Origin of the sequence: Flavobacterium enshiense (assembly GCF_022836875.1) — a bacterium.
Taxonomy (GTDB): Bacteria; Bacteroidota; Bacteroidia; order Flavobacteriales; family Flavobacteriaceae; genus Flavobacterium; species Flavobacterium enshiense_A.
In genome coordinates this window covers 1699806-1722963 of the sequence record NZ_CP090376.1, presented here as the reverse complement: position 1 = coordinate 1722963, position 23158 = coordinate 1699806, and the positions used below count along the sequence as shown (strand labels likewise).

Annotated in this window: 23 protein-coding genes; 6 read left to right on the top strand and 17 right to left on the bottom strand. The window is 36.5% G+C overall.

What is annotated here, in order from left to right; translation table 11 throughout:
• Nucleotides 1-41: 41 nt before the first annotated feature.
• The gene (locus tag LZF87_RS07690; RefSeq protein WP_244338202.1) at nucleotides 42-797 is read right to left on the bottom strand and encodes a lipopolysaccharide kinase InaA family protein; all 756 of its coding nucleotides are present in this window, start codon (nucleotides 795-797) and stop codon (nucleotides 42-44) included.
• Nucleotides 798-859: 62 nt separating this feature from the next.
• On the opposite strand from LZF87_RS07690, the gene LZF87_RS07685 reads away from it, so the two are divergent.
• Complete coding sequence (locus tag LZF87_RS07685) at nucleotides 860-1921, top strand: glycosyltransferase family 9 protein (protein WP_244338200.1); 1062 nt, start codon at nucleotides 860-862, stop codon at nucleotides 1919-1921.
• Between the two features lie 60 nt (nucleotides 1922-1981).
• On the opposite strand, the gene LZF87_RS07680 is transcribed toward LZF87_RS07685, so the two are convergent.
• Nucleotides 1982-2800 carry a glycosyltransferase family 2 protein gene (locus tag LZF87_RS07680; RefSeq protein WP_244338198.1) on the bottom strand — a complete coding sequence of 273 codons (819 nt, stop codon included), beginning with the start codon at nucleotides 2798-2800 and terminating at the stop codon, nucleotides 1982-1984.
• A 53-nt stretch (nucleotides 2801-2853) separates the two neighbouring features.
• Between LZF87_RS07680 and LZF87_RS07675 the strand changes: the two genes are divergently transcribed.
• Nucleotides 2854-3591, top strand: a complete 738-nt coding sequence (locus LZF87_RS07675) for a glycosyltransferase family 2 protein (protein ID WP_244338196.1) — start codon at nucleotides 2854-2856, stop codon at nucleotides 3589-3591.
• Here LZF87_RS07675 and LZF87_RS07670 read toward each other — a convergent pair.
• Complete coding sequence (locus LZF87_RS07670) at nucleotides 3583-4293, bottom strand: polysaccharide deacetylase family protein (protein WP_244338194.1); 711 nt, start codon at nucleotides 4291-4293, stop codon at nucleotides 3583-3585. The genes LZF87_RS07675 and LZF87_RS07670 overlap by 9 nt on opposite strands.
• An 81-nt stretch (nucleotides 4294-4374) precedes the next feature.
• Between LZF87_RS07670 and LZF87_RS07665 the strand changes: the two genes are divergently transcribed.
• Nucleotides 4375-5130 (top strand): glycosyltransferase family 2 protein, encoded by a 756-nt coding sequence (locus LZF87_RS07665; protein WP_244338192.1) that lies wholly within the window; start codon nucleotides 4375-4377, stop codon nucleotides 5128-5130.
• Here the strand turns inward: LZF87_RS07665 and LZF87_RS07660 are convergent, their stop codons facing one another.
• The 6 genes from LZF87_RS07660 to LZF87_RS07635 form a co-directional block, all read right to left on the bottom strand.
• Nucleotides 5131-5925 (bottom strand): glycosyltransferase family 2 protein, encoded by a 795-nt coding sequence (locus tag LZF87_RS07660; protein WP_244338190.1) that lies wholly within the window; start codon nucleotides 5923-5925, stop codon nucleotides 5131-5133. It abuts the gene before it with no gap.
• Nucleotide 5926: 1 nt separating this feature from the next.
• Nucleotides 5927-6826, bottom strand: a complete 900-nt coding sequence (locus LZF87_RS07655; RefSeq protein WP_244338188.1) for a hypothetical protein — start codon at nucleotides 6824-6826, stop codon at nucleotides 5927-5929.
• A complete protein-coding gene (locus tag LZF87_RS07650; protein WP_244338186.1) occupies nucleotides 6823-7641 on the bottom strand; it encodes a glycosyltransferase family 2 protein in 819 nt (272 codons plus the stop codon). Before LZF87_RS07650 ends, LZF87_RS07655 begins: the two co-directional genes overlap by 4 nt.
• Entirely contained in the window at nucleotides 7642-8565 is a 924-nt protein-coding gene (fcl, locus tag LZF87_RS07645) for a GDP-L-fucose synthase (protein WP_244338185.1), read from the bottom strand.
• 2 nt (nucleotides 8566-8567) lie between these two features.
• Nucleotides 8568-9659, bottom strand: coding sequence for a GDP-mannose 4,6-dehydratase (gene gmd / locus LZF87_RS07640; RefSeq protein WP_244338183.1), 1092 nt, complete (start codon nucleotides 9657-9659; stop codon nucleotides 8568-8570).
• Nucleotides 9660-10121: 462 nt separating this feature from the next.
• Entirely contained in the window at nucleotides 10122-11276 is a 1155-nt protein-coding gene (locus LZF87_RS07635; protein WP_244338181.1) for a glycosyltransferase family 4 protein, read from the bottom strand.
• Nucleotides 11277-11589: 313 nt separating this feature from the next.
• Between LZF87_RS07635 and LZF87_RS07630 the strand changes: the two genes are divergently transcribed.
• Nucleotides 11590-12150: an L-threonylcarbamoyladenylate synthase gene (locus LZF87_RS07630; RefSeq protein WP_244338179.1), complete on the top strand. Its 561-nt coding sequence runs from the start codon at nucleotides 11590-11592 to the stop codon at nucleotides 12148-12150.
• Between the two features lie 103 nt (nucleotides 12151-12253).
• On the opposite strand, the gene LZF87_RS07625 is transcribed toward LZF87_RS07630, so the two are convergent.
• Both LZF87_RS07625 and LZF87_RS07620 read right to left on the bottom strand, forming a co-directional pair.
• Nucleotides 12254-13141, bottom strand: a complete 888-nt coding sequence (locus LZF87_RS07625; protein WP_244338177.1) for a polysaccharide pyruvyl transferase family protein — start codon at nucleotides 13139-13141, stop codon at nucleotides 12254-12256.
• A 10-nt stretch (nucleotides 13142-13151) separates the two neighbouring features.
• Nucleotides 13152-14294, bottom strand: coding sequence for a glycosyltransferase (locus tag LZF87_RS07620; RefSeq protein WP_244338175.1), 1143 nt, complete (start codon nucleotides 14292-14294; stop codon nucleotides 13152-13154).
• A 346-nt stretch (nucleotides 14295-14640) separates the two neighbouring features.
• Between LZF87_RS07620 and LZF87_RS07615 the strand changes: the two genes are divergently transcribed.
• Together LZF87_RS07615 and LZF87_RS07610 are read left to right on the top strand one after the other, a co-directional pair.
• Nucleotides 14641-16059, top strand: coding sequence for a CCA tRNA nucleotidyltransferase (locus LZF87_RS07615; protein WP_244338173.1), 1419 nt, complete (start codon nucleotides 14641-14643; stop codon nucleotides 16057-16059).
• Nucleotides 16060-16134: 75 nt separating this feature from the next.
• Nucleotides 16135-17157 (top strand): COX15/CtaA family protein, encoded by a 1023-nt coding sequence (locus tag LZF87_RS07610; protein WP_244338171.1) that lies wholly within the window; start codon nucleotides 16135-16137, stop codon nucleotides 17155-17157.
• 67 nt (nucleotides 17158-17224) lie between these two features.
• Here the strand turns inward: LZF87_RS07610 and LZF87_RS07605 are convergent, their stop codons facing one another.
• From LZF87_RS07605 to LZF87_RS07580, 6 genes are all read right to left on the bottom strand, one after another.
• Nucleotides 17225-17992 carry a LytR/AlgR family response regulator transcription factor gene (locus tag LZF87_RS07605; protein WP_244338169.1) on the bottom strand — a complete coding sequence of 256 codons (768 nt, stop codon included), beginning with the start codon at nucleotides 17990-17992 and terminating at the stop codon, nucleotides 17225-17227.
• A 111-nt stretch (nucleotides 17993-18103) separates the two neighbouring features.
• Entirely contained in the window at nucleotides 18104-18427 is a 324-nt protein-coding gene (locus LZF87_RS07600) for a 2TM domain-containing protein (protein ID WP_244338167.1), read from the bottom strand.
• Nucleotides 18417-18740 carry a 2TM domain-containing protein gene (locus tag LZF87_RS07595; protein ID WP_244338165.1) on the bottom strand — a complete coding sequence of 108 codons (324 nt, stop codon included), beginning with the start codon at nucleotides 18738-18740 and terminating at the stop codon, nucleotides 18417-18419. The genes LZF87_RS07600 and LZF87_RS07595 overlap by 11 nt, the downstream gene beginning before the upstream one ends.
• A 2-nt stretch (nucleotides 18741-18742) precedes the next feature.
• Nucleotides 18743-20080, bottom strand: coding sequence for a histidine kinase (locus LZF87_RS07590; protein WP_244338163.1), 1338 nt, complete (start codon nucleotides 20078-20080; stop codon nucleotides 18743-18745).
• A gap of 37 nt (nucleotides 20081-20117) precedes the next feature.
• Nucleotides 20118-20756 (bottom strand): tetratricopeptide repeat protein, encoded by a 639-nt coding sequence (locus tag LZF87_RS07585; RefSeq protein WP_244338161.1) that lies wholly within the window; start codon nucleotides 20754-20756, stop codon nucleotides 20118-20120.
• 202 nt (nucleotides 20757-20958) lie between these two features.
• The gene (locus LZF87_RS07580; RefSeq protein WP_244338159.1) at nucleotides 20959-23112 is read right to left on the bottom strand and encodes a TonB-dependent receptor; all 2154 of its coding nucleotides are present in this window, start codon (nucleotides 23110-23112) and stop codon (nucleotides 20959-20961) included.
• Between the last annotated feature and the right edge of the window lie 46 nt (nucleotides 23113-23158).

Here is a 23158-nt window from a genome sequence, read left to right as displayed (position 1 = left end):
AAACGAAAAAGCTCCGGATAACTCCGGAGCTTTTTTATTTATTAGCGTTTCAGTTTACGTTTTAACCATTTCTTTTTGGTTATTTTCCGCTTGAAATCCAAGGTTTTTTCTAAAAGTAAGGCATGTAGCTTTTCTTCTGACTGATTGGTTAATTCGGCATACTTTTGAGCGATGACCTTTACCATGGTTTTGGAAAGCCACATTTTTTTGAAATTGTCCATTCGGGCTTCGGTCGACATGGATTCGAATTTCATTCTGTTCAAATCAATCAGAAAGAACTCATACTCGCCTGCTCCTTTTTTTACTATCAGGGTATTCCCGGGTGAATGGTCCAAAAAATTCACATTGGCTTCGTGCATTTTGAAGGTAAACTCGGCAAACTGCTCCAAGATTATATTTCGCTCGGGAAATAACGGATCGTGAATCAACTCACGAATGGTAAAATCATAATCGATTTGCTGGCTTACATAGTAACTGTCCCCAATCAATCCTAATCCGTTTCTTTTTTCTAAATAAGCTATCGGAAAAGGTGTCGGAATGTTATGCTGAAGCAGATAGTTGGCATAATCATACGAACGTTTGGCTTTTGTGCTTCTAAAAAACGAATAAATAACCGATTTAATGAAGCTGGGTTTCTTGAAGTATTTGATATTTACCTTTTTTTCACCCAACACATTTGATTTGATGGTATTCCGGGCACCTTTCACAATCAGGTCTCCTTCGTCAAAAAAAGCCATAACTAATTGCAGTACAGCGTTTTTTTGGGATGCATATTTCGGATGGATGGTAATTCTCACTGAGGTAAATAATTTTGGTTTAAAAGTATAAAAAATAGTACTTTGCACCAAGAATTAGTTTTATGAAGAAAGTTTTAATCATACAAAACAAGCGAATCGGAGATGTATTGATCAGTTCGGTGATAGCCAATAATTTCAAGGCAAAATACCCCGACAGTGAAGTTCATTTCATGGCCTATGATTTTACGCACGGTGTGATCGAGAACAATCCGAACATTGATAAGATCATTTCCATCAATGACAAAGAACTGAAAAAATTCCCTGTTTTGTTGAAACTGATTCGTCAGATCCAAAAGGAAAAATACGATGTCATTTTTGATCCGTATTCCAAAACACAGAGCCGTATCATTTGTAAATTCTCCGGAGCCAAACAGACCATCGGTCATAAAAGCCGTAAGAAATTCGGAAATTGGGGCTACTACACCAACCCGGTTGAAATCTCAAAAGAAAAAACCAAAATCTGTGGTAAAGCTATTGAAGACCGCATTCATTTACTAAATCAGGTCGGCGATTTTGAACCGATTAACTATGAGCCGAAAATCTTTTTATCCGAAGCAGAGAAAAAAGAAGATTTGTTAGGAAAGTATGCCGACAAAAAAGTAATCGTCCTTGGCGTATTGGGAAGCACTCCGCAAAAATCGATGCCATATGAATATGTTGCTGAGATGGTTGATTTCATTTCTGAGAAGTATGATGTAAACATTCTTTTCAATTATGCGCCGCATCAGAAAGTCGAAGCCATGAAAATCTACGAAATGTGCAAAAACAAAAGCAACATCATAGTGGATATTTATGCGCAAAGTATTCGGGATTTTGTCAAATTAATGTCGCAATCCACTGCATTGGTCTCCAATGAAGGCGGAACAGTCCATATTGCAAAAGCGTTGAACAAGCCTACTTTTACGATTTTCTCGCCTTATGTAAACAAAGATCATTGGGCCAGTTTTGAAGACGGCAAATTCCATCATTCGGTACATTTACTGGAAATGAAACCGGATCTATTCGATAGTTTTACTTTTGAAGAGCGCAAGAAAATTGAAAAAAATCCGGACGAACTATACAAACAACTGACTCCGGAAATGATTTTACCTGAATTGGATAAATTCCTGCAAAATAATTTATAAGACAGAAATAAAAAAGCTCCAAATATTGAATTTGGAGCTTTTACTTTTATAACCTAGCAACTATTTTTTAACGATTCCGAAATCGGTCCATTTTTTCTTCAGATCCTTGGTTTCTTTACGGATGTTTTTATTCTTATTGATGGATTCCGGAGTGGCATAACCTCTTGGGTGATCCAAATGCAGGCAAACCGTACTATAGCGGATTTGTTTCGGCTTGATTCCGTAGTTAACCAAACGTTCCCCTAACTCTCTGTCCTGACCGCCATATTGCATGCGTTCGTCAAAACCATTGATGGCAACAATATCCTTTTTCCAGCCCGAAGCATTATGTCCGTTCCAACTTGGTGTTGTAGGCGTCAGCAAATTTAAAAACCAGCTTTTCATACCCACAGCATCAACTTTCTGGTTTTTAAAAGAGGATTCCATTCCGTTCTTCTTTAACCAATTTACATCAAAACATTTACCGGAATAAATATCTTCTTTGGTGATGTTTTTCGATAAATCCATTGGCAGTTTGTGATACCCTCCGGAAAGGAAATAGCCTTCTTCCCTGAATTTAATGTGCTGTTCCACAAAATCCGGGCGCGGAATGCAATCCCCGTCGGACATCATGATATAATCGGTTGTACAGGCTAAAATAGCTTTGTTTAAAATTTGTGATTTTTGAAAACCGTTGTCTTCATGCCACACATGGATAATCGGATAGAACACTTCCTTTTTCATTTCTTCGATCAAATCGAATGTGTCCTGACGTGAGCCGTCATCTGCGATAACCATCTCGAAGTTACGATAGGTCTGTGTGTTATACCCCCAAATTACTTTTTTAAGCCATTCAGGTGAATTGTATGTACTAATTACAACTGAAATATTCTTTTGCATAATGCTGCAAAGGTAACCTAATTTTGTTAAATTTGTTTTCCCAATTAAAAATAATGAGTACGCTTTCGGTTATTATCCCCACCTATAATGAGATTGACTATATTGAAGATGCAGTGAAATCAGTAGATTTTGCTGATGAAATTATTGTCATAGATTCGTTCAGCAGTGACGGAACCAAAGAAAAAGCCATCTCATTAGGCTGTAAGGTTTTGGAACGAAAGTTTGACAACTTTTCCAGCCAGAAAAACCACGCCATCAAAGAGGCAACTGGAGATTGGGTACTTTTCATTGACGGAGACGAAAGGGTAAGCCAAAAACTTAAATTCGAAATTCTTGAAGTTATGGCTTCAGGAAAACACGGCGGCTATAAAATCAATTTCCCTCATTTCTACATGAACCGCTTTTTATACCATAAAGTTGATCGTGTGGTAAGACTGGTAAGAAACAACAACATTCACTTTACCGGTGATGTACATGAAAAACTAAATGTACCGGGTAGTATCGGACAATTGAAAAATTTCATGCTGCATTACACCTATAAAGGCTTGTTTCATTTGCTGCAGAAAAAAGACTCTTATGCTTGGTTTCAGGCCAACACTTCGATTCAAAAAGGTAAAAAAGTCACATATTTTCACTTATTCTTTAAACCTTTATACCGCTTTTTTTCGTCCTATATTTTAAAAAGAGGATTTATGGACGGTGTCCCGGGGTTAGCACTGGCAAGTGTTAATGCTTACGGGGTCTTTTCACGTTATGCAAAAATGCTCCTGATTCAGAAAGGCTTAAAATAATTTCAGTTTACCGAAACGCAGTTTCAGTTTGAATTTCAGCAGACTGTCCTCTCCTTTTACATCAATACGCATAATTTCAAACGGATTTTTAAACGGAAATTTGTTGATTTTGTTACCAATCCGCAATCCCATTTTAATATCGTTCTGCTTCAAATTTGTCTTGAATTTGGATTTTTCAGGCTCTTTTTTGGGAAAATTACCATAAGGATAAGCAACAGCGCTATAAACTTTAAGATTGTGCTCTTCGATACATTTGAAGCATTTTTCGAAATCATTATTAATTTCCAATTCAGAAAGGGAGTCATATTTTTTATGAGCATAAGAATGCAGACCCAATTCAATGATTTCAGGAAGATTTCTCAATTGTTCATAACTCATGATTTTCTCGCTACCATCATTCCACATATCCGTTTTATCAACGTAGGCAAAAGGCACGAAAAATGTTGCTTTTAAATTGTATTTCTTCAATAATGGTACGGCATAGATCAATTGATTTTCCGTAACATCATCAAAAGTAATTATGATGCTTTTCTTTGGCAGCTGGCTCTTGGTTTCCAATTCCGACAAATGATAACTTATGTACTTATTCTCGGTTAAATAACGAAATTGACTCTCTAACTTTGCAGCAGAAATTATAAGTCCCCTACTCTTTTTCTCTTCTTCAGAAACGTTATGGTACATTAAAATTGGTAGTCGTGTCATTTCGTTATTTTATATTAGTAAATAATTGTAAAATTATTACATTTGCTTCTATATACATCAAAAAATACATCTCTAAATAATTTGACACCAAAAATAACAGCATTAGCGATTACCTTAAATGAAGAAGAAAATGTAAAACGGTATGTTGAAAGTTTATCTTTTGCTGATGAGATTATTTTTGTTGACTCCAACAGCGCCGATAAAACGGCAGAAATTGCAAAAAGTCTTGGTGTAAAGGTTATTCAAAGGGATTTTGACGATTTTTCCAACCAACGCAATTTTGCCATCAGTCAGTCTAAAAACGATTGGATTATTTTTTTTGATTTAGATGAAATTGTTACTCCCGAATTAGAAGCAGAAATTTTATCTGTTACTACCTCATCTTCTGATATTGTCGCCTATTATACGAAGCGAAACTTTCATTTCATGGGAAAGCACATCAAGTATGGTGGATGGCAATCTGATAAGGCAATTCGTGTTTTCAATAAAAAGTACTGTCAATACAACGGAAATCTTGTTCACGAAGTTATTGCCGCCAATGGCAAGGTAGGCTTCCTAAAAGAAAGGGTTAACCATTTCAGTTACAGAAGTTTCGACAATTACAACAACAAGCTCAATTTATACAGCAAACTACAGGCGGAAAGTCTTTATCTTAAGAACAAAAAGCCCAATGCCTATCATTTTTTCATACGTCCAAAATACCGTTTTCTTTGGCAATATTTCTATCGTTTGGGAATTTTAGATGGTAAAGAAGGATTCGTACTGGCCTATGTACACGCTTTTTCGGTTTTCAAAAGGTATTTGCAGCTCTGGATGATGTATCGAAAACTGGAATAATTATTTCAGGTATTTATCGGCGCCGTTTTCTATCCAAACCACTTTATTGGCAATCGTTTGATTCTGCATTTCATCATTTTTTTCAAAATTAGCCCTTGAATTAATTTTGTGATGAATATGAAAGACGATACCGGCATAACGAAGTCTTTTAGCTTTTACGCCTTTATTTCCCATTCTTATTACCAAATCGGAATCTTCTCTGCCCCAGCCTTCATAGTCTTCATTATAGCCGTTGATCTCGATAAAATCTTTTCTCCAGAAAGACACATTGCATCCTCTGAACTTATCGGAATATGCTTTATGTACTTTATAAAAAGAGGCAAAAAAAGGAATGTGCAACGATCTGGATTTATTTTTGATTTCTTTTGAAAAATACCCAAACGAAACAATTTCTTTTTCCAGCACTTCAGCCACAAAATCCGGAAGAATATTTACACGTGCTCCATATAAATAAGCCTCTTTTACACATGCTTTTATATGGTCTTCCACAAATTTTTCGTGCATGATACAATCACCATCCACCTGAATGATATAATCGGCATCGGTTCCAGCAACCGCCTGATTTAAGATTCTCGATTTTCGGAAACCTAAATCTTCCTGCCAGAAATGTTTTATGGGTACGACGCATTTTTGCTGATAGGACTCTATCAGGGCTTTTGTCTCTTCTTTCGAACCATCGTCAGCAATAAGAATTTCGTCCGGCATAACGGATTGAGAGACGGCACTTTTAAGCACGACGTTAAGAGCCGCTGGCCAGTTGTAAGTCGAAATTAATAAAGCTGTTTTTAGTTTCATGTTATAACTCGAAATAAGATTCGAAATCGTTTTTTTTCTTTTTGAATAAATGCTTGAACCATTGGCCAAAATTCCTGAAAAACAATTTGGTAACCGGGATGGTCAATGTTGCGTCGTTTTCAACAATTTTCTTAATCTCAGAAAGATTATTGGACGGAAAAAACCCAACGGACGGCCAGGTATCAGCGTCAAGATAAAAGACATCTTTCAGGTCTTTATAATTTTGTGCATTGGCCATTTTCCATTTGTCCAAAAACGTATCGTTTATTTCATGCTTATGCCCCCAATTCGCTAACTTCACTTTCAAATCCTCCTCGGTTCTAGCCAATCCTTCGTGTAACACTAAGGAATTGAAATATACTATTCGCGATTTCGTGTTTTTAGCGTATTTATAGTTGGGATAATTGGTCGCCACTAAAAATTTGGAAGGCTTGTCGATATACAAAATACCTTCCGGCAAATATTTATAGACATTGACATGAAAAGCGGCAAACTGAATCGGATTCTGTGCCGGGTTTTTCAGATATGAATCGTACTTTCTAAGATTCGTGACAAATGATTTAAAATCGATAAAAATCTCGTCGGAATCAATTTGAACCAGCCAATTACCGATACCCATTTTATTTCCGAGCATATGACGCTCACGGGTGTCATTCTGAATAGCATTCAGCTCCGGAACGTAAAAATTATCGGCGTAAATTTCGATCTTCTTATCAACATCGAAGGCTTTCAGCCAATCAAAAAAGTCATCAGGTATTGAAAATTTATTACCTGACCATGTTCTGTATTCTTTATCAACGGCCAAAAAAATAGTATCCGCGTCATTATATACCGGCGGAATGGATTTCTTCAGCAATTCGTAGTCATACGACAATAAAAAACCTACTTGTATCTTTTTCATTTTTTCATTTTAGGAATAAACAGTAACAGGACACTAATTGTACTTTTTAAAATTTTCCAGGCTACCGGAAAGTTCTTGATATGAAAAACCTGCTGTACCCGTTTTGAATTCAGTTCGGCCACCTGCTTGTAATCCTCCACAAACAATGGAAAATACATTTTCATAGTAGCTTCCTTTTCCTGAGCAATAGTATTTCTGCTTTTTTCAGACGATGAAATACCTGTGAAATCATATTCACTGATAGTACAGTTTAAGTACTTATACGGGACATTCTGCTTACAGATAGTGTAAATGAAAAAGTCCCAATCAGCTACAATTTTATAGTTCTCTTTGTATAAAAAATGGTCAAAAAATAACTTCCTTCTAATAAAAGTAGACTGATGATTTAATGAACTGGAATAGAAAAAAGAAAAAGACAATTGTTCAGGGTAGGTTTTCTTACGCTTTGCATTGTCTTTCACCTTAAAATTATCGCCGTAATAAATATCATATTCAGGTACCAGCATTTTCTGAACATTTTCAAGCACCTGCGTGTCATAAAACAAATCGCCGCCATTCATAAAGAGCACAAATTCTCCGGTAGCAGCTTTAATACCTTTATTCATGGCGCTGTAAACCCCTTTATCCGGTTCACTTACCCAATAGTCAATTTTATCGGCGTAGCTTTCTATCAACTCTTTACTTCCGTCGTTGCTTCCTCCGTCAATAACAACATATTCAAAGTCCTTCAGGGTCTGAGATGTTACACTTTGCAGTGTTTTCTCTAAACCGGCTTTATCGTTATAATTAACTGTTATTATTGATATTTTCGTCATTTAGCTCAAAAATTTTTCCTTGTAAACAGCTTCAATACCGTCTTTTAATTCGATGGAATAGTTCCAGCCTAAATCATTTAGCTTACTAACATCCATCAATTTTCTTGGTGTTCCGTCCGGTTTTGTGGTGTCGAAAATAATTTCTCCTTCAAAACCGACAATATCTTTCACCAAAAAAGCTAAATCATGTATGCTGATTTCTTTTCCGGATCCAATATTTACAAAACCTTTTTCATTGTAATTCTGCATCAGAAAAACGCAAGCATCCGCCATATCAGTGGCATGAAGAAACTCTCTTAGCGGAGTTCCTGTTCCCCAAACGGTCACTTCAGGTGCGTCGTTATGTTTTGCCTCATGAAATTTACGTAATAAGGCAGGCAATACATGGGAATTATTTAAATCGTAATTATCGTTTAAACCATAAAGGTTTGTTGGCATCACGGAAATAAAATTACAGCCGTACTGATCACGGTAAGCGTCACACATTTTTATTCCTGCAATTTTAGCTATGGCATAAGGTTCGTTGGTTTCTTCCAATAAACCGGTTAAAAGATAATCTTCTTTTAAAGGTTGCGGCGCCAGTTTAGGATAAATACAAGACGATCCAAGGAACATCAGTTTTTTAACCCCATTTTCAAAACTCTGATGAATCACATTATTTTGAATCATCATGTTTTCATATATGAAATCGGCTCTGTAGGTATTATTGGCTACAATTCCTCCCACTTTCGCTGCAGCAAGAAATACATATTCCGGTTTTTCAGCTTCAAAAAAATCGGCAACCGCTTTTTGATTTCTTAAGTCTAATTCAGACGAAGTCCTTTTAACAATATTAGTGTAGCCTTTCCTTTCCAGATTTGCCACGATGGCACTACCCACCATTCCACGATGTCCGGCTACAAAAATTTTCGAATGTAATTCCATTATTATTTAGCGTGTGCTTTTAGGTGTTTTTCTTTTTTAAACAATTCGACATCGGCCTCCATCATTTCCTTAACAAGCATTTCCAAAGTATATTTTGGTTCCCAGCCCAATTTTGTTTTTGCTTTCGTATTGTCGCCAATCAGTAAATCCACCTCGGTCGGTCTGAAGTAAGTAGGGTCAATTTTCACAACCACTTGACCAACGGTAAAACTGTATTCTGGGTTAGAAGTAGATACAACTACAGCCACTTCATCGACACCTTCTCCGGAAAATGCCACTTCAACACCAACTTCTTTAAAGGACATTCTGATAAAATCTCTAACGGTAGTCGTTACACCTGTTGAAATTACAAAATCTTCCGGTTTTTCCTGCTGCAAAATCAGCCACATAGCTTCCACATAATCTTTGGCATGTCCCCAATCACGCTGTGAGTCAATATTCCCCATAAACAGTGTGTCTTGCATTCCCATTGCCATTTGAGCAACCCCTCTGGTAATTTTTCTGGTTACAAAGGTTTCTCCTCGACGTGGACTCTCGTGATTGAATAAAATTCCGTTGCAGGCAAACATATCGTAAGCTTCACGATAATTCACCGTAATCCAGTAGGCATACATTTTCGCCACCGCATAAGGAGAGCGCGGATAGAAAGGAGTCGTTTCCTTTTGAGGAACTTCCTGCACCAATCCGTACAATTCTGAAGTAGATGCCTGATAAATTTTGGTTTTCTTGGTTAATCCCAGTAAACGAACGGCTTCCAGAATTCGTAAAGTTCCGATTCCATCAGCATTTGCCGTATATTCAGGGGTATCGAAACTAACTTTTACGTGGCTCATAGCACCCAAATTGTAGATTTCATCAGGTTGTGTTTCCTGAATGATTCTGATCAAATTGGTAGAATCACTTAAATCGCCATAGTGCAATTTAAAATGCTGGTTTTCAATGTGCGGATCCTCATAAATATGATCAATGCGCTGTGTATTAAATAAAGAACTTCTTCTTTTAATACCATGAACCATATATCCTTTTGACAGTAATAATTCTGCCAAATATGCTCCGTCCTGTCCTGTAACCCCTGTTATTAAGGCTGTCTTCATACTAATTTTATATAAAACAATTCATCTGTTGATTATCTCAAAAAGACGAATTTTATGTTGTTAATTGATATCTATTCCTTTTCAGTCTTTTAATCAGTAACTGATTTATCTAAAAAAAATATTTTATTATGATAAACTGCTTCTGCAAATACATCGCAAAAATAGAAAAAACATTTTGAGACAGGCAATCATCTTTAAAGACAATCCCTCTAATAGATCAAAAAACAGATTATTACCTAAGAAGCTGCATATTTATGCACAAAATTTTCTTCTTTGAAACGCATCTTTACTTCACAATCCTAATCAATAGGCAATACAGACGCCGCTTTCAAAATAACCTCAACATCCTTGTTTTCCCAGGACCAACTCTGGTCATAAACAACCTGTCATATCTTACTTTTCTGATCTATTCAAAACCCTATGAATTCTTTCCTGCCAGTTAAATATCAGAAAAAGAATTCTTTATTTATTTTTATGGGTCAATACTATAGCTTCATTATAAACCTTTATACAAGAAGCGCTGGCTTCATCCCAGCTAAATTTTTTTATTCTCTCCAATCCCTTCTGGATGTGCTTTTCTCGTAAATCAGCATCAGCAAGAACCATTTCTATTTTGCTTCTTAAATCTGCCTTATCATTCAGTTTGAAAAAAATACCGGCATCTCCTGCCACTTCCGGGAAAGAACTGTTATCTGTTAGTATTATTGGACAGCCGCATGCCATTGCCTCTAAAACGGGTATCCCAAATCCTTCATACACGGAAGGAAAAATAAAGGCGATTGCATTCTGATATATCTTCCCTAACTGTTTTTCCTTAAACGGCAACTGAAGAACTTTATCTGTCAACCCTTTACTCTTAAGGAATTCTTTTTCTTTTTCTTTAAAAGCCCCGCCTCCGGCACATAATAAAACCAAACCATCCTGACTTTTCAAAGTTTCTTCTATGGCTTCGGTGAGTAAACCAAAATTCTTATAATGCTCTCTGGATCCAACATAAAGAAGGTATTTCGGAGGTAAATCAATTTTTTCATCAGGATAAATTTCAATTGAATTTCCATGATAAATCACCTCAATTTTACTTGCGTCCAAATGAGGATAGATACGCAGAATGTCATTTTTGGTATTATTTGAAACCGCAATTATTTTGGTTGCTTTTTCCATCAGTAACAACTTGTTCTTAACAGTTGTGGTGTCATCCGGAAAATTGGAAGGAAACAATTCATGAATCATATCATAAACTGTCAGCACAAAAGGTTTTCCCCCAATTAGATTTAAAAAATACGGATCAAAATAAGTCGGGATAAACAAATCGAAGTCTTGTGAACCAATTATTTGCAACGCAAAGGATCTGTTTCTTTTTTTAATTTTTTTTCGGACACTGATTCCTATTTTATTCAAAAAATCAATGTAGCGCCCAAAAGATGCCGATTTGGAATCATTTAAATCACTTTCGGCCAGGTAAACATTCTTGGAATACAGCGCCGGTACTATAACTTCGAAATCCTTACTATTTCGCTTTACCCTGGAAAAAATCTCAACATAATATCTTGAAATCCCTCCATATTCCTGGTCGTTAAAAATTTGGGGATCTAAAACTATCTTTTTTTTATGCACCATAATAAAAATTCAATACCGGACTACTAATTCACTTTCATTTAAACTATTGTATCCGATTAATAAATAAACAGATAGTTTCTTTTAGACTTTATATTTTTGTCAAAAATCAATTTTCACAAAAATAAGAAATTTGATTAAGGAAATAGGCAAAACGATTACAACTAATTCAAATTGACAAAATGAAGTTGTTATTATTTCCCTACCGCAAGGAAACCTTTCTCAACAGCACTGTCTTTAGTTTTTTTGTAAAAGCAGATTTCATTATTAATAAACTATAATAAAATGATTAATTTTACTACGAAAAATAACTGCAATGAATACTGAAATCCACAACGCTTACGAAGTCATCAAAAATGGCGGAATCATTCTTTATCCTACAGATACCGTTTGGGGCATTGGTTGCGATGCGACTAATCCGGAAGCGGTAAAAAAGATCTATGCCTTAAAACAACGTGAAGAAAGTAAAAGCATGATCGTTTTAATGAACGGAGAGCGAATGATGTACAATGTTTTTAAAGACATACCCGAAGTGGCCTGGCAGATTCTTGATTTATCTGAAAAACCAACTACCCTAATCCTGGACAACCCACGAAATGTAGCTCAAAATATCATAGCAGAGGACAATACTTTAGGTGTGCGAATTGTAACAGAACCGTTTTGTTTTAAACTGATGGAACGCATGAAAAAACCATTAGTTTCAACTTCTGCCAACATATCCGGGCAACCTACTCCGAAGTCCTTCAAAGAGATAAGTCCGGAAATTTTAAAAGGTGTTGACTATGTGGTAAATCTAAACCAGGATAAAATTTGCGACAAACCCTCGACTATCATTAAATTAACTAATGACAATCAGGTAAAAATCATCCGAAAATAACCTTATTTAATTTATAAATATCAAATCCATCCTGATCCTGTCTTTGCCTTATTACCTGGTTCAAAAACATAGATTTTTCGAAATAATCTAAAGTAAGTGAACTTTATTTGTTGTTCATATAACGAATCAATTCTTCTTTTTTAGCTTTCAATTGGGAAACAATTGTTGTAAACCTTGCTTCGCTGGACAGATAAAAGGGAACTGATTCGTGTATTGACAATCGTTTTTTTACTTTTTTAAGGTGCTTTTGTTCATAGTAAAACTTAAGCAGTTTACGATACCATTTTTTTCGCTTTTGGGGAATCTCCAAGTATTGATTATCGTATATTTCAATCGAAAAAAGCCAGTCCATCCATTTGAATTCGGAAACTTTCTCTCCCTCATAATGGTGGGAATAAAACCGAAGCCTCTTCCAGGGAACCCTCAAAACATCAGCCAAAATAGCACCATGCATTGCTTCACTGATAACAAATTCGCTGGCTGCCACTTCTTGAATAAAATGTTCCACGTTCATTGTTTCAGGTGTAATCAAATGCCAGCCCAAATCACCACAAAGTTTTTTCCAATCCATTTTATCCATGGACCGATAATACGGTATCACAGAGATTTTGTATTTCTTGGGTGTATTTCTGTATGTCTCATATTTATCCAAAAGTGCCACATAATAAGCGCCATCCGTAATATAATCAGAAGTTGACTGTTTAAGCCGTAACGAGCTGAATGGTCCACGCAAAAAGGAAACATACCAGCTGTTGTCCATTTCAATCCGTTCGCTTACTGAACGTACTCCGGTCCCAAAAACAACTTTTTTGCTGTATTTGGAAGCTTCTTCAATATAGTCGGAATTTTCAAGAAGAATAGAACCAATGCCTAAAAAAGCTGTATCATCACCTTCTTCAAGGATTTTATCACCGAAAATTTTTGGCCAGAGCCAGACATTCAATTCATCGCCGATATTCCCCCTATCACAACTATAATAAATTAATTTCATGCACTTTTATTTAATTTATAAATATCGAATCCAACATTTTGTAAACTACATTTCTCTCGTAGTTTTGCATAAAATGGTTTACAGACTGCTCGGATACCTTGTTGTACAAATCGTTATCCGATAACAACTTGTGTATATTTTCAGCAAACTCTGATGGAGAATTTGTTGCTAAACATCCGTTATTGTATTTTGACGACAAACCATCTAACCCTCTTTCATTACAAACCACCGGAAGCCCATAAGACATGGCCTCAACAACTTTTATTTTCAGTCCTGTTCCTGAAAGCATCGGACAAATTGCAATCTTTGATTTCTTGTAATAATCGGTTAAATCATCAACACTCACCAACTTAATTATATTCGGTTTATCTTCAATATGTTCCGACACCTTGCCTATTACGCAAATTTTAACTTCCTCATTCAATAACGGATATACATTTTCAAAAAACCATTTTGCGGATTTGACATTATGAACATTATCACTGGCCACATAAATAAGGTCGTACTCGTAATCTTTTTTGGATACAGCTCCATTAAAAGCAATTGGATGAGGAGCCCAAATAACTTCTTTGTTTAAAAACTGTGAAAATATATACTTCTCATCAACCGAAATGGTCAAAATCTTATCAAACTTGTTCAGTAATTCAAGTTCTTTATCTAAAAAAGCGCCTGTTTTAAACTTTTTCTCTTCTTTATACTGTGCTGTTATAAAATCGTGGGTATCAATAATTAACTCGGCTCCTTTCAATAATTCTTTACTATCTATCAGGTGTGACCAAAAAACATACGAAATAACAATCTTATCGTATTTCTTCTTTTCTAAAATGTCCCTGAATTGATCGACTTTAACCAACTTTCCCTGCCTGAAGTATTTTCTTAAATAAGAAATTTTGTTAGGCAAAGAATGTTTAAACATATATTTAATTTGGTTTTTCTTTCTTGAAGGCGTTTCTAAAACATATCCATTCTCTATTAGTCCTTCTTCTTTTAGAAATTCTATACCTCCTTGAGCAAAAAAATCACTGGACGCACTAACAAAATCAACACTTATGCCTCGGTCTTTAAAATATTTCAATAATTCCAATGCCCTGACATTGTTCCCATGTCGTTGTAACATTAAGTTTTCCGGAAAAAAATAAAGGATATGGCTCATTGTCGATTTTTCAGTTTAAAGCACAAAACTAAAATTAATTCTATTTATTGAGGATAAACTTTACTATTTATTTTTTTTTAAAAAACTATTGCTGTATCACTCTTAACCAAGCAATAAATCTAAAATGAATTCAATAAAAAACCTTTTAAATTTTCGTTATCGATTATCAAAGTGGTAAATTTGCACCACGATAAAATTTGCGGCAAACCTCCCACTATCATTTAAATTAACTTCTGATAGCCTGGTGCAGATAATTCGCAAATAACATTTGTCGTACAGACGAAATCCTATCGGACGTAAACGTGAGATTTCTCCTTCGTCGAAATGACAAAAACGGAACCTTGAAATGAATTACAAAGAAGCATTACAGGATAAAATTTTCAGAATCATCGCTCAGGCAGCTAAAGAACTAAACGTAGAAAGTTATGTGATTGGTGGTTTTGTACGTGATTTGATTTTAAAAAGAGACCACAAAAAAGACATCGACGTTGTTGCTGTGGGCAGCGGCATTGAATTAGCTTTAAAAGTATCCGAACTCATCCCGCACAAGCCGAAAGTCCAGGTTTTTAAAAACTACGGAACGGCAATGTTGCGCTATGAAGACATGGATATTGAATTCGTTGGAGCCAGAAAAGAAAGCTACAACCGCGACAGCCGTAATCCGATTGTAGAAAACGGAACGCTGGAAGACGATCAGAACAGACGCGATTTTACCATTAATGCTTTGGCGCTTTCGCTGAATGAGACAACATATGGCGACTTAGTGGATCCTTTTAACGGACTGGCCGACATGGAAAACAAAACCATCAAAACGCCTTTAGATCCGGATATCACTTATTCAGACGATCCGTTGCGCATGATGCGTGCCATTCGTTTTGCTTCCCAGCTTAATTTTCATATCGAAGCCGAATCCCTGGCATCCATCAAAAAAAACAAAGACAGAATCAATATCATTTCGGGAGAACGAATTGTTGACGAACTGAATAAAATACTAATGTCTGAAGTTCCTTCTGTTGGTTTCATCTTGCTATACCAAACCGGATTGCTTGACATTATCCTTCCTGAATTAACCGCTTTAAACCAAGTGGAGGAAATTGAAGGGCATACACACAAAAACAACTTCTACCATACTTTGGAAGTTGTGGATAATATCTGCCCAAATACCGATGACGTATGGTTACGATGGTCGGCATTGCTGCACGACATCGGGAAAGCACCCACAAAACGCTACAACAAAAAACAGGGATGGACATTCCACGGCCATGAATTTTTAGGCGGGAAAATGGCGAAGAAAATTTTTGTTCGTTTGCATATGCCTTTGAACCAGAAACTGAAATTCGTTCAGAAAATGGTCATGATGAGTTCGCGACCGATAGTGTTGGCTGAGGATATTGTCACGGATTCTGCCGTTAGACGTTTGGTTTTTGATGCAGGAGAAGATGTGGAAAGCCTGATGACTTTATGCGAAGCTGACATTACGACCAAAAATCCGAAAAAATTCCAGAAGTACCATAACAACTTCAAGATTGTTCGCGAAAAAATCGTTGAAGTAGAAGAACGTGACCGGGTTCGCGTGTTCCAGCCTCCTATTACCGGGGAAGAAATCATGGAATTGTTTGACTTAAAGCCTTCAAGAGAAATAGGAATTTTGAAAGAAGCAGTGAAAGAAGCTATTCTGGAAGGTGAAATTCCGAATGAATATCAGGCCGCTTACGATTTTGTAATGAAGAAAGCAGAAAAAATGGGGCTGAAAAAAGTAAAATAGAAAAGATTAACTTCTATCCGATTGCATTTTAATTGAATTAAAAATAATTTTGCTCCAAATACCGCTGAATCTGAAATGAGAAAAGAAGACAAATCCATTATTATCTGGTTATTATCCGGTTGTGTATTATTGTTCATTATGGTAATGGTTGGTGGCATCACCCGATTGACCAACTCCGGTTTATCAATGACTGACTGGCATTTAATCACCGACACCTTTCCTCCGTTAACTGAAGAAAAATGGCAACAAGCTTTTGAAGAGTATAAAAAATTCCCTGAATATCAGCTAATTAACATACATAACGATTTTGATTTAAGCGATTATAAATTCATTTATTTCTGGGAATGGTTCCATCGTTTTATCGGACGAATCATCGGAATGGTTTTCATTATTCCTTTTGTTTACTTTTTAATCAAAAAACGACTTTCTTCGGAAACTATCAAAAAATGCATTGTCCTTTTGGGAATGGGTGCGTTTCAGGGATTCTTAGGATGGTTCATGGTGAAAAGCGGTTTAATTGACAATCCGGATGTCAGTCATTTCCGTTTGTCATTGCATTTGACCTTTGCTTTCATCACTTTCGCTTACACACTTTGGGTAGCGCTGGATTTGATTTACCCAAATAAAATTGAAGTTATAAAACCATTGCGCAGTATTGCCAGAATCGCCTTGGTTGTGCTTATCATACAAATTATTTACGGTGGATTTGTAGCTGGTTTGAATGCCGGATTAATACACAATCACTGGCCATTAATGAATGACGGTCAATTTTTCCACGAAAGTATTGTTTTGGAAAAAGATTCGTGGTTATTAAGACTAACCGAAGGGAAAAGCGGCGTACAATTCGTTCACCGATCCATAGCATACGTAGTGGTTGGTTTGATGCTGTATTTGTATTTCCGCAGTAAAAAATATGTTCTGAACACTACTCAGAAAAAAGGCTTAACAACTTTGGTAGCGATTGTTTTCGTTCAGTTTGCTTTGGGGGTTTTCACGCTATTATTCCATGTTCCGCTTTGGTTGGGACTGGCACACCAGCTGGTAGCTTTCGCGTTGTTATCGACGATGGTGTTTTCCTTGCATCGCCTTAGTAAATAAAACTTTTTAATATAGTTAAGTGTTCAAAAGACGATTAAAGTAATTCAATTGTCTTTTGAACATTTTTTTACCCCAGCCATTCTTTAAAATCACTCACGCGCTCTCTCGCCACAATTACCTCATCGTCATTGTATGTTTGCAGAAGGACTTTTAAACGTGAATTACTATGCAGTTGAATTTCCTTAATCGCTTTCATCGGAACAATGAATTTGCGGCTGACGCGGTAGAAATCCTTCGGATCGAGTTCGGCTTCCAATTGCTCTAAGGTACCATCCAACAGATAATCGCGATTGTCTAATGTATGCAGATAGGTTCCTTTGTTTTCGCTGTAGAAACATTCCACCTCATCAACATTAATCAATTTTAACTGCTGACCTATTTTAACCGTGAAGCGTTTTTTATAACTCTTATCGATTGGATTTACCAGCATCTTCTTAATCATTTCAAAATCCAACGACAAGTTTTGCGGCTGGTTTCGGGCTTTGAATTTGTTTACCGCTACTTCCAAATCGTCTTCATCAATCGGTTTTAAAAGATAATCGATGCTGTTTAGTTTGAAGGCACGCAAAGCATATTCATCATAAGCCGTGGTAAAGATTACAGCACTTTTGATAGGGCGCTGAGCTTTGTCGAAGTGCTCAAAAATCTCAAACGACAAACCGTCAGACAACTGAATGTCCAGAAAAATTAAATCCGGATGAGGGTTATTCTGAAACCATTCCAGTGACTCCTCCACCGAATGCAGCATAGTAGCCACATTCAATCCGAGTTTTTCAACTTTACGCTGCAATAAACGGGCAGCCGGTTTTTCGTCTTCTATTATGATGATGTTCATATCTTCTTTAAGGCACTAAGGCTCTGAGATGTTAAGGTTTATTTTTTACCTACAGTCTTAAATACTATTGATTTTCTACTTTCTGACTTCCGTTTTTTCTGACTTCAAAAACTACTCCCACTTTTCATGCTCCTGTTTATCCTTTTCCATGAACTCTTTGATCTTCCGCTCTTCCCATTCTTTTCCGAAAATCAAATGATGCCCGAAAACACTAACAGCATGTGCCAACAAACCAATTCCCCAAAAGAAAGCAGTAAAAAAGTTTTCAAATTGAAAATAGCTCTCTCCCGGTTTCAGATTATTAATATTGATAAAAACAATCAAAATATTTACCAAGACATAGATTATCAGGTGTGAATAAAAACCTTTTAACCGCTTTACCCTTTTTTGAGCATCTTCGTAGCGTTCGTCGAAATTGTCAATATTATTTTCCATTATGCTGATCTTTTAATTCAATCTTCTGAAGCTCTTCCTCTCGCATAAACTCGCGTATTTTTTTCTCTTCCCAATCATTCCCGAAAAATGGAATACAATTAAAAACACGTAATCCATGAAAGGTTACTCCGATTCCCCAGCCTAACATTGGCCAAAAAAACCATAAATCTTTCGGTGATGTTAACAGGTTGATTACCAAAAAGAATATGTTCACACTGACATAAACTGCTAAATGTCCGTAAAAACCTTTTATTTCCTGGACTCTTTTTTTTGCTCGTTCCAATTGTTCTCTTTCGTTATAATTTGTTTCCATGATTACTTCCAGTTTTGTTTGTCATTCTGTTTATTCAGTATTTCCCTGATTTTTCGATCTTCCCATCTGGATCCGTATCCGAAAACACCAAAACCATGCATAAAAAGTCCCATACCCCAACCAATCATCGGGAACCAGAACCATTGAAATTTAGGCGAAAAATAAAGGTTGATAAAAACCAGCGCCGGAATAACCACACAATACGATATCAGACTTCCGTAAAATCCGCGAATGGCTTCCACCCGTTTTTTAGCTCTGTAATAGGACGAATCATCGTTTGTTTTATATGTGGTTGACATAATTCCTATTTGTTTCGTTAATAACGGTAATTCTACCGTAAACTCTTTTTCGGTTTGCTTGATACTGACTTTACGTTCGGTCAGAATTGCGTATCGGTTGATTATATTCTGTAAACCAACCCCTTGCCTGTCTTTCAAGACTTCTTTTTTCTGTAAATCGTTTTGAACCACCAGACAATTGTTTTGTTCAAAAATCCGTATATGTAAAGGTTTCTTTTCGCTTACAACATTATGCTTTACCGTATTTTCCAGCAGTAACTGCAAGGACAAAGGCACCACTTTCGCTTCAGGATTATTTACTTTTTCTGGTAATTCGTAAAAAATACTGTTCTCAAAACGCATCTTTAGCAAATTCATATACGTTTTGGCAAAAGCCAGCTCTTCCTCAACACTCACCAGTTCCTTATCCCGTTGTTCCAGGACGTAGCGATAAATCTTGGAAAGCGAAGATGTAAATTTCTGAGCACTCTCCGGGTTTTCCTCAATGAGCGAACTTAATACGTTCAGACTGTTAAACAAAAAATGCGGATCAATCTGGTTTTTTAAGCTTTCAAATTTTGCAGATGCCGTTCCAGCGATTATCTTCTGTTCTTTAACCCTGTTTTCCTGATACGAACGGTAAAAAAATATTACATGAAAAATCAGCGTAACAATAAACGTCATGATTGTGGCCACTAAATAATCCGAAGCCTTCTCATTTTCTATAAAGCTTTCAAAAGAATCCATTTCTATAACAACTTCCTCGAAAATCCTCAAAAGGAAGATAGTTAAAACCGACACTACAAAAGAGCTGAAAAATCCAATCAGAATCCTTTTAAAAGTAAACCTGTTATTCGTAAAAACCTTATCTAAAAAAACAAATACCAAAGAGTTAACCATGTACAGACAAACCGAATACAACAAGGTATACTGAAAATTCATCAGCAGATTGTTGTCTAAGGCAATCTTTTTACCTGTGAGCAAACCTACAAAGATCAGCACTACAAATATGATCAGTCCTAAAACAATCGATTTTAAAAATTCTTTGAGATACTTATTCATTGATTACTGAATTTATCAGATTTTGATTTGAGACCGTTTATTTCCCACAGTTAGCCAAAACCTCTTTAGCGCGATCTAATCCCCAGCTTGGATGAAAAGCAGTCTCTGACTTAAATTTAGCAAAAAGTCCGAGGGAGCGCTCCACCTCAGCACACATAGGCTTTGTATCAGTTCCCCAATATTTTGCACCACCTATTTCGAATTCAGCCTTAGAGAAAACAACTCTTGGGTTTTCAGGTGCAAGGGCTTGTGCTTTGTAATACTGTTCCATTGCTTTGCTGGAATATTTCATCCCGTTGGTCATTGGATCCTGAACAATATAAGCAGTGTAAATCAGCGCCTGAACCACCATCAGCTCTGGGTTATTCTGACTAACCGCTGTGGCATTGTCCAAGGCCTGTTGTGCTTTGTCTAATAATGCAGAAGCTTTCGACTTGTCCTGTAATTTAAAAACTTCGATAGTATTGATGAACGCAACATAATAATTAGGCAGCCAATTTGTTTTCTCTACAGAAGCAATTCGCTCGAAAATGGCAGTTGCTTCAGCTGATTTTCCTTCTTTCCATAAACCCATCGCTTTCCCCATTCCCTGTTCGTAGGGTGAACTTGTAGCGGACGATTGTGAAAATGCCCAACTGCAGATAAATAATACTAATGATGTGATAATTCGTGTCATAATGTTCTTTTTTAGTTGATTAATGATTGATTTTTATTGATGATTAAAACTTCTTCTGATTTAAGACTCCAAAGGTATTTCAGTTTTTACTACTTTAAAATTCATACTTACTGAACTGTCGAAATTCAAGGATGAACTGTTTTTAAAACTTTGGGCCTCCCTCTTATCCCTTATCCCTTATCCCTTACTTCTTGTCTCTTTCCTACAAATTATCCAACTGATTCTTGCTCTTATCTTTACTGATTGTCCAAAAGAAACCTATAAAGAAAAAGCGGTCTGCAGGCTGTGTAATGGCTTGTCGTTGATATACTCCATTGCTGTCGGGAGAAAGTGCATAGTCATATCCGAAGATATTATCCCTTCCCAACACATTGGATACGGAAAAATACAAAATTTTCTGAGGCGAAAGCAAATATGCCCAACTCATACTCAGACTATTGTAATCTTTAGCCTTTCCGTTCATGAATGCTGTTTCATTGGGATTATCGTAAGGGCGTCCGGTGGCAAAACTGTTCGTAATACTCAATTGCGATTTCCAGTCTTCTATCCAATATTTAGTCACCACAGAAAGCGTATGATTAGCCACAAAGTTTGGTATCACATTGGTTTCATAATTCTTATAATCGCGTTTGCTGTCTATGTAAGAATACGAAATCCAGTAATCAAGATGTTTAACTGTTTTATTATCTCTCCAAAAAACATCCAGTCCTTTTGCGTAACCGTAACCATTGTTGTTGTAGTTGCTGTTAAATAGTGGCGTATAAGTATCGTATTTTACCAAATCGGAATAATCTTTATAGAAGACTTCGGCCCGCAGGGTTCTTCCGTTTACAGAATATATGTAATTCAGGATATAATGGGATGTTTTTTCGTAATTGAAATCCGAATGGAATTTCAAGTAATTCTGAACCGGATTCTGATGAAAATCACCGTAGGCCAAAGAAACCTGTCCGTTTTTACTCGTTTTATAAGCCAATGAAATCCTTGGTTCTATACTGCTCTTGTCAATATGAGTACTGTTTAGTGCACGAAGACCTAATTTGGCTGCCAGTTTTTTGGAAAAGAAAATATCCGTTTCGGCATAAACCGCTGTTATATTGTTGTAGTACCCATCTTTAAATTCACCTAAAGTGATATCGTTGTAATTTTCCTCGAAATCGGTAATGAAATAATCGCCTCCAAAAGCCAGATGAACTCTATCTGAGAACTTTTTGGTAAGTTTCAGTTTCATGTGTGATGCATTTTCCCTGTTTTTCAGATTGCTTCTGTCGACCTCATTTTTATTTTGATTGTAACCGAAACTGATTCCGCCATGAATGCCCCAACCTGCCCCGAAATTGCCTTTATAGGAGGCATTCGTATAAAAATTATTGTTTTGTGTATCCACGTTTATGGGTTGGGAAAAATTAACATTCTTCTGATTCAGATTGAACGTCGTATAATCAAATGCGGCATAAAATTTAAATAATCCGTTGTTAAACCCTTGTCGGAATACCGTTTCGCCTGACATAGACTGATATGGCTTTTCCCAATCAACATTTTGTTTAACAACTTTCTGATAAGGTTCTAAATTGATATACGTCAAATTGACGCTTAAGGAACTTTTCTTCCATTTCTGAACGTTGCTGGCTCCAAGACCGACAGTCATGAATGAAAAATTCGATTCCTCATTATCCACTTCGTTGATTGTATTCAACAACAGTACGCTTGACAAAGCATCTCCAAACTCAGCCGAATAACCGCCTGTTGAGAAAGTCATACCACTGAATAAAAAAGGAGAAAAACGCCCGCGTGTCGGAATATTGTTAGCAGTAGCATTATAGGGTTGTGCAACGCGGATTCCGTCTACGTATGTCTGCGTTTCATCAGATTCGCCACCGCGTACAAACAGACGCCCACTTTCCCCTACAATCTGCGCCCCCGGTAACGTTTGCAATGCACCTATAATGTCGCCCGCGGCTCCGGCTGTTGTAACAATATCTAAAGGTTTTAAAGCCGCTGCTTTCGAATTGTCGCCTGCTTTAAAAGTTCCTGCAGAAATCACAACGGCATCAAGCGTATTCACACTTTCTTTAAGTTTAATGGTTTGCGGTTTATAGTTTTCAATTACGATTGAAACTTTCTGCGTTTCAAAACTCAAAAAAGTAATTACCAATACCTGATTGCCTTTCTCTGATGCTGTAAAAGAAAAATCCCCGTTTGCATCAGATGTCGCTCCGTCATAAGCTCCTTCTATAAAAACGTTAGCTCCTTCAACAGGTTTTCCTTTCTGGTCCAAAACTTTTCCTGAAATCGTGGTTTGCGAAAACAGGCTCATGCTGCATAAAAAAACTAATAGGGTAATAAGGGTTTTCATTTCTGTAATTTTAACAGAGCAAATTTGCGTAAGAAAAAACGGAAAA

What these genes read in the sequence shown, in the direction of transcription:
- LZF87_RS07685 (WP_244338200.1), top strand. Translation starts at nt 860, where the DNA reads ATGAAGAAAGTTTTAATCATACAAAACAAGCGAATCGGAGATGTATTG.
- fcl (WP_244338185.1), bottom strand. Translation starts at nt 8,565, where the DNA reads ATGGAATTACATTCGAAAATTTTTGTAGCCGGACATCGTGGAATGGTG.
- LZF87_RS07655 (WP_244338188.1), bottom strand. Translation starts at nt 6,826, where the DNA reads ATGAAAAAGATACAAGTAGGTTTTTTATTGTCGTATGACTACGAATTG.
- gmd (WP_244338183.1), bottom strand. Translation starts at nt 9,659, where the DNA reads ATGAAGACAGCCTTAATAACAGGGGTTACAGGACAGGACGGAGCATAT.
- LZF87_RS07595 (WP_244338165.1), bottom strand. Translation starts at nt 18,740, where the DNA reads ATGGAAACAAATTATAACGAAAGAGAACAATTGGAACGAGCAAAAAAA.
- LZF87_RS07605 (WP_244338169.1), bottom strand. Translation starts at nt 17,992, where the DNA reads ATGAACATCATCATAATAGAAGACGAAAAACCGGCTGCCCGTTTATTG.
- LZF87_RS07675 (WP_244338196.1), top strand. Translation starts at nt 2,854, where the DNA reads ATGAGTACGCTTTCGGTTATTATCCCCACCTATAATGAGATTGACTAT.
- LZF87_RS07615 (WP_244338173.1), top strand. Translation starts at nt 14,641, where the DNA reads ATGAATTACAAAGAAGCATTACAGGATAAAATTTTCAGAATCATCGCT.
- LZF87_RS07620 (WP_244338175.1), bottom strand. Translation starts at nt 14,294, where the DNA reads ATGAGCCATATCCTTTATTTTTTTCCGGAAAACTTAATGTTACAACGA.
- LZF87_RS07625 (WP_244338177.1), bottom strand. Translation starts at nt 13,141, where the DNA reads ATGAAATTAATTTATTATAGTTGTGATAGGGGGAATATCGGCGATGAA.
- LZF87_RS07610 (WP_244338171.1), top strand. Translation starts at nt 16,135, where the DNA reads ATGAGAAAAGAAGACAAATCCATTATTATCTGGTTATTATCCGGTTGT.
- LZF87_RS07635 (WP_244338181.1), bottom strand. Translation starts at nt 11,276, where the DNA reads ATGGTGCATAAAAAAAAGATAGTTTTAGATCCCCAAATTTTTAACGAC.
- LZF87_RS07650 (WP_244338186.1), bottom strand. Translation starts at nt 7,641, where the DNA reads ATGACGAAAATATCAATAATAACAGTTAATTATAACGATAAAGCCGGT.
- LZF87_RS07670 (WP_244338194.1), bottom strand. Translation starts at nt 4,293, where the DNA reads ATGACACGACTACCAATTTTAATGTACCATAACGTTTCTGAAGAAGAG.
- LZF87_RS07630 (WP_244338179.1), top strand. Translation starts at nt 11,590, where the DNA reads ATGAATACTGAAATCCACAACGCTTACGAAGTCATCAAAAATGGCGGA.
- LZF87_RS07680 (WP_244338198.1), bottom strand. Translation starts at nt 2,800, where the DNA reads ATGCAAAAGAATATTTCAGTTGTAATTAGTACATACAATTCACCTGAA.
- LZF87_RS07600 (WP_244338167.1), bottom strand. Translation starts at nt 18,427, where the DNA reads ATGGAAAATAATATTGACAATTTCGACGAACGCTACGAAGATGCTCAA.
- LZF87_RS07585 (WP_244338161.1), bottom strand. Translation starts at nt 20,756, where the DNA reads ATGACACGAATTATCACATCATTAGTATTATTTATCTGCAGTTGGGCA.
- LZF87_RS07660 (WP_244338190.1), bottom strand. Translation starts at nt 5,925, where the DNA reads ATGAAACTAAAAACAGCTTTATTAATTTCGACTTACAACTGGCCAGCG.
- LZF87_RS07590 (WP_244338163.1), bottom strand. Translation starts at nt 20,080, where the DNA reads ATGAATAAGTATCTCAAAGAATTTTTAAAATCGATTGTTTTAGGACTG.
- LZF87_RS07580 (WP_244338159.1), bottom strand. Translation starts at nt 23,112, where the DNA reads ATGAAAACCCTTATTACCCTATTAGTTTTTTTATGCAGCATGAGCCTG.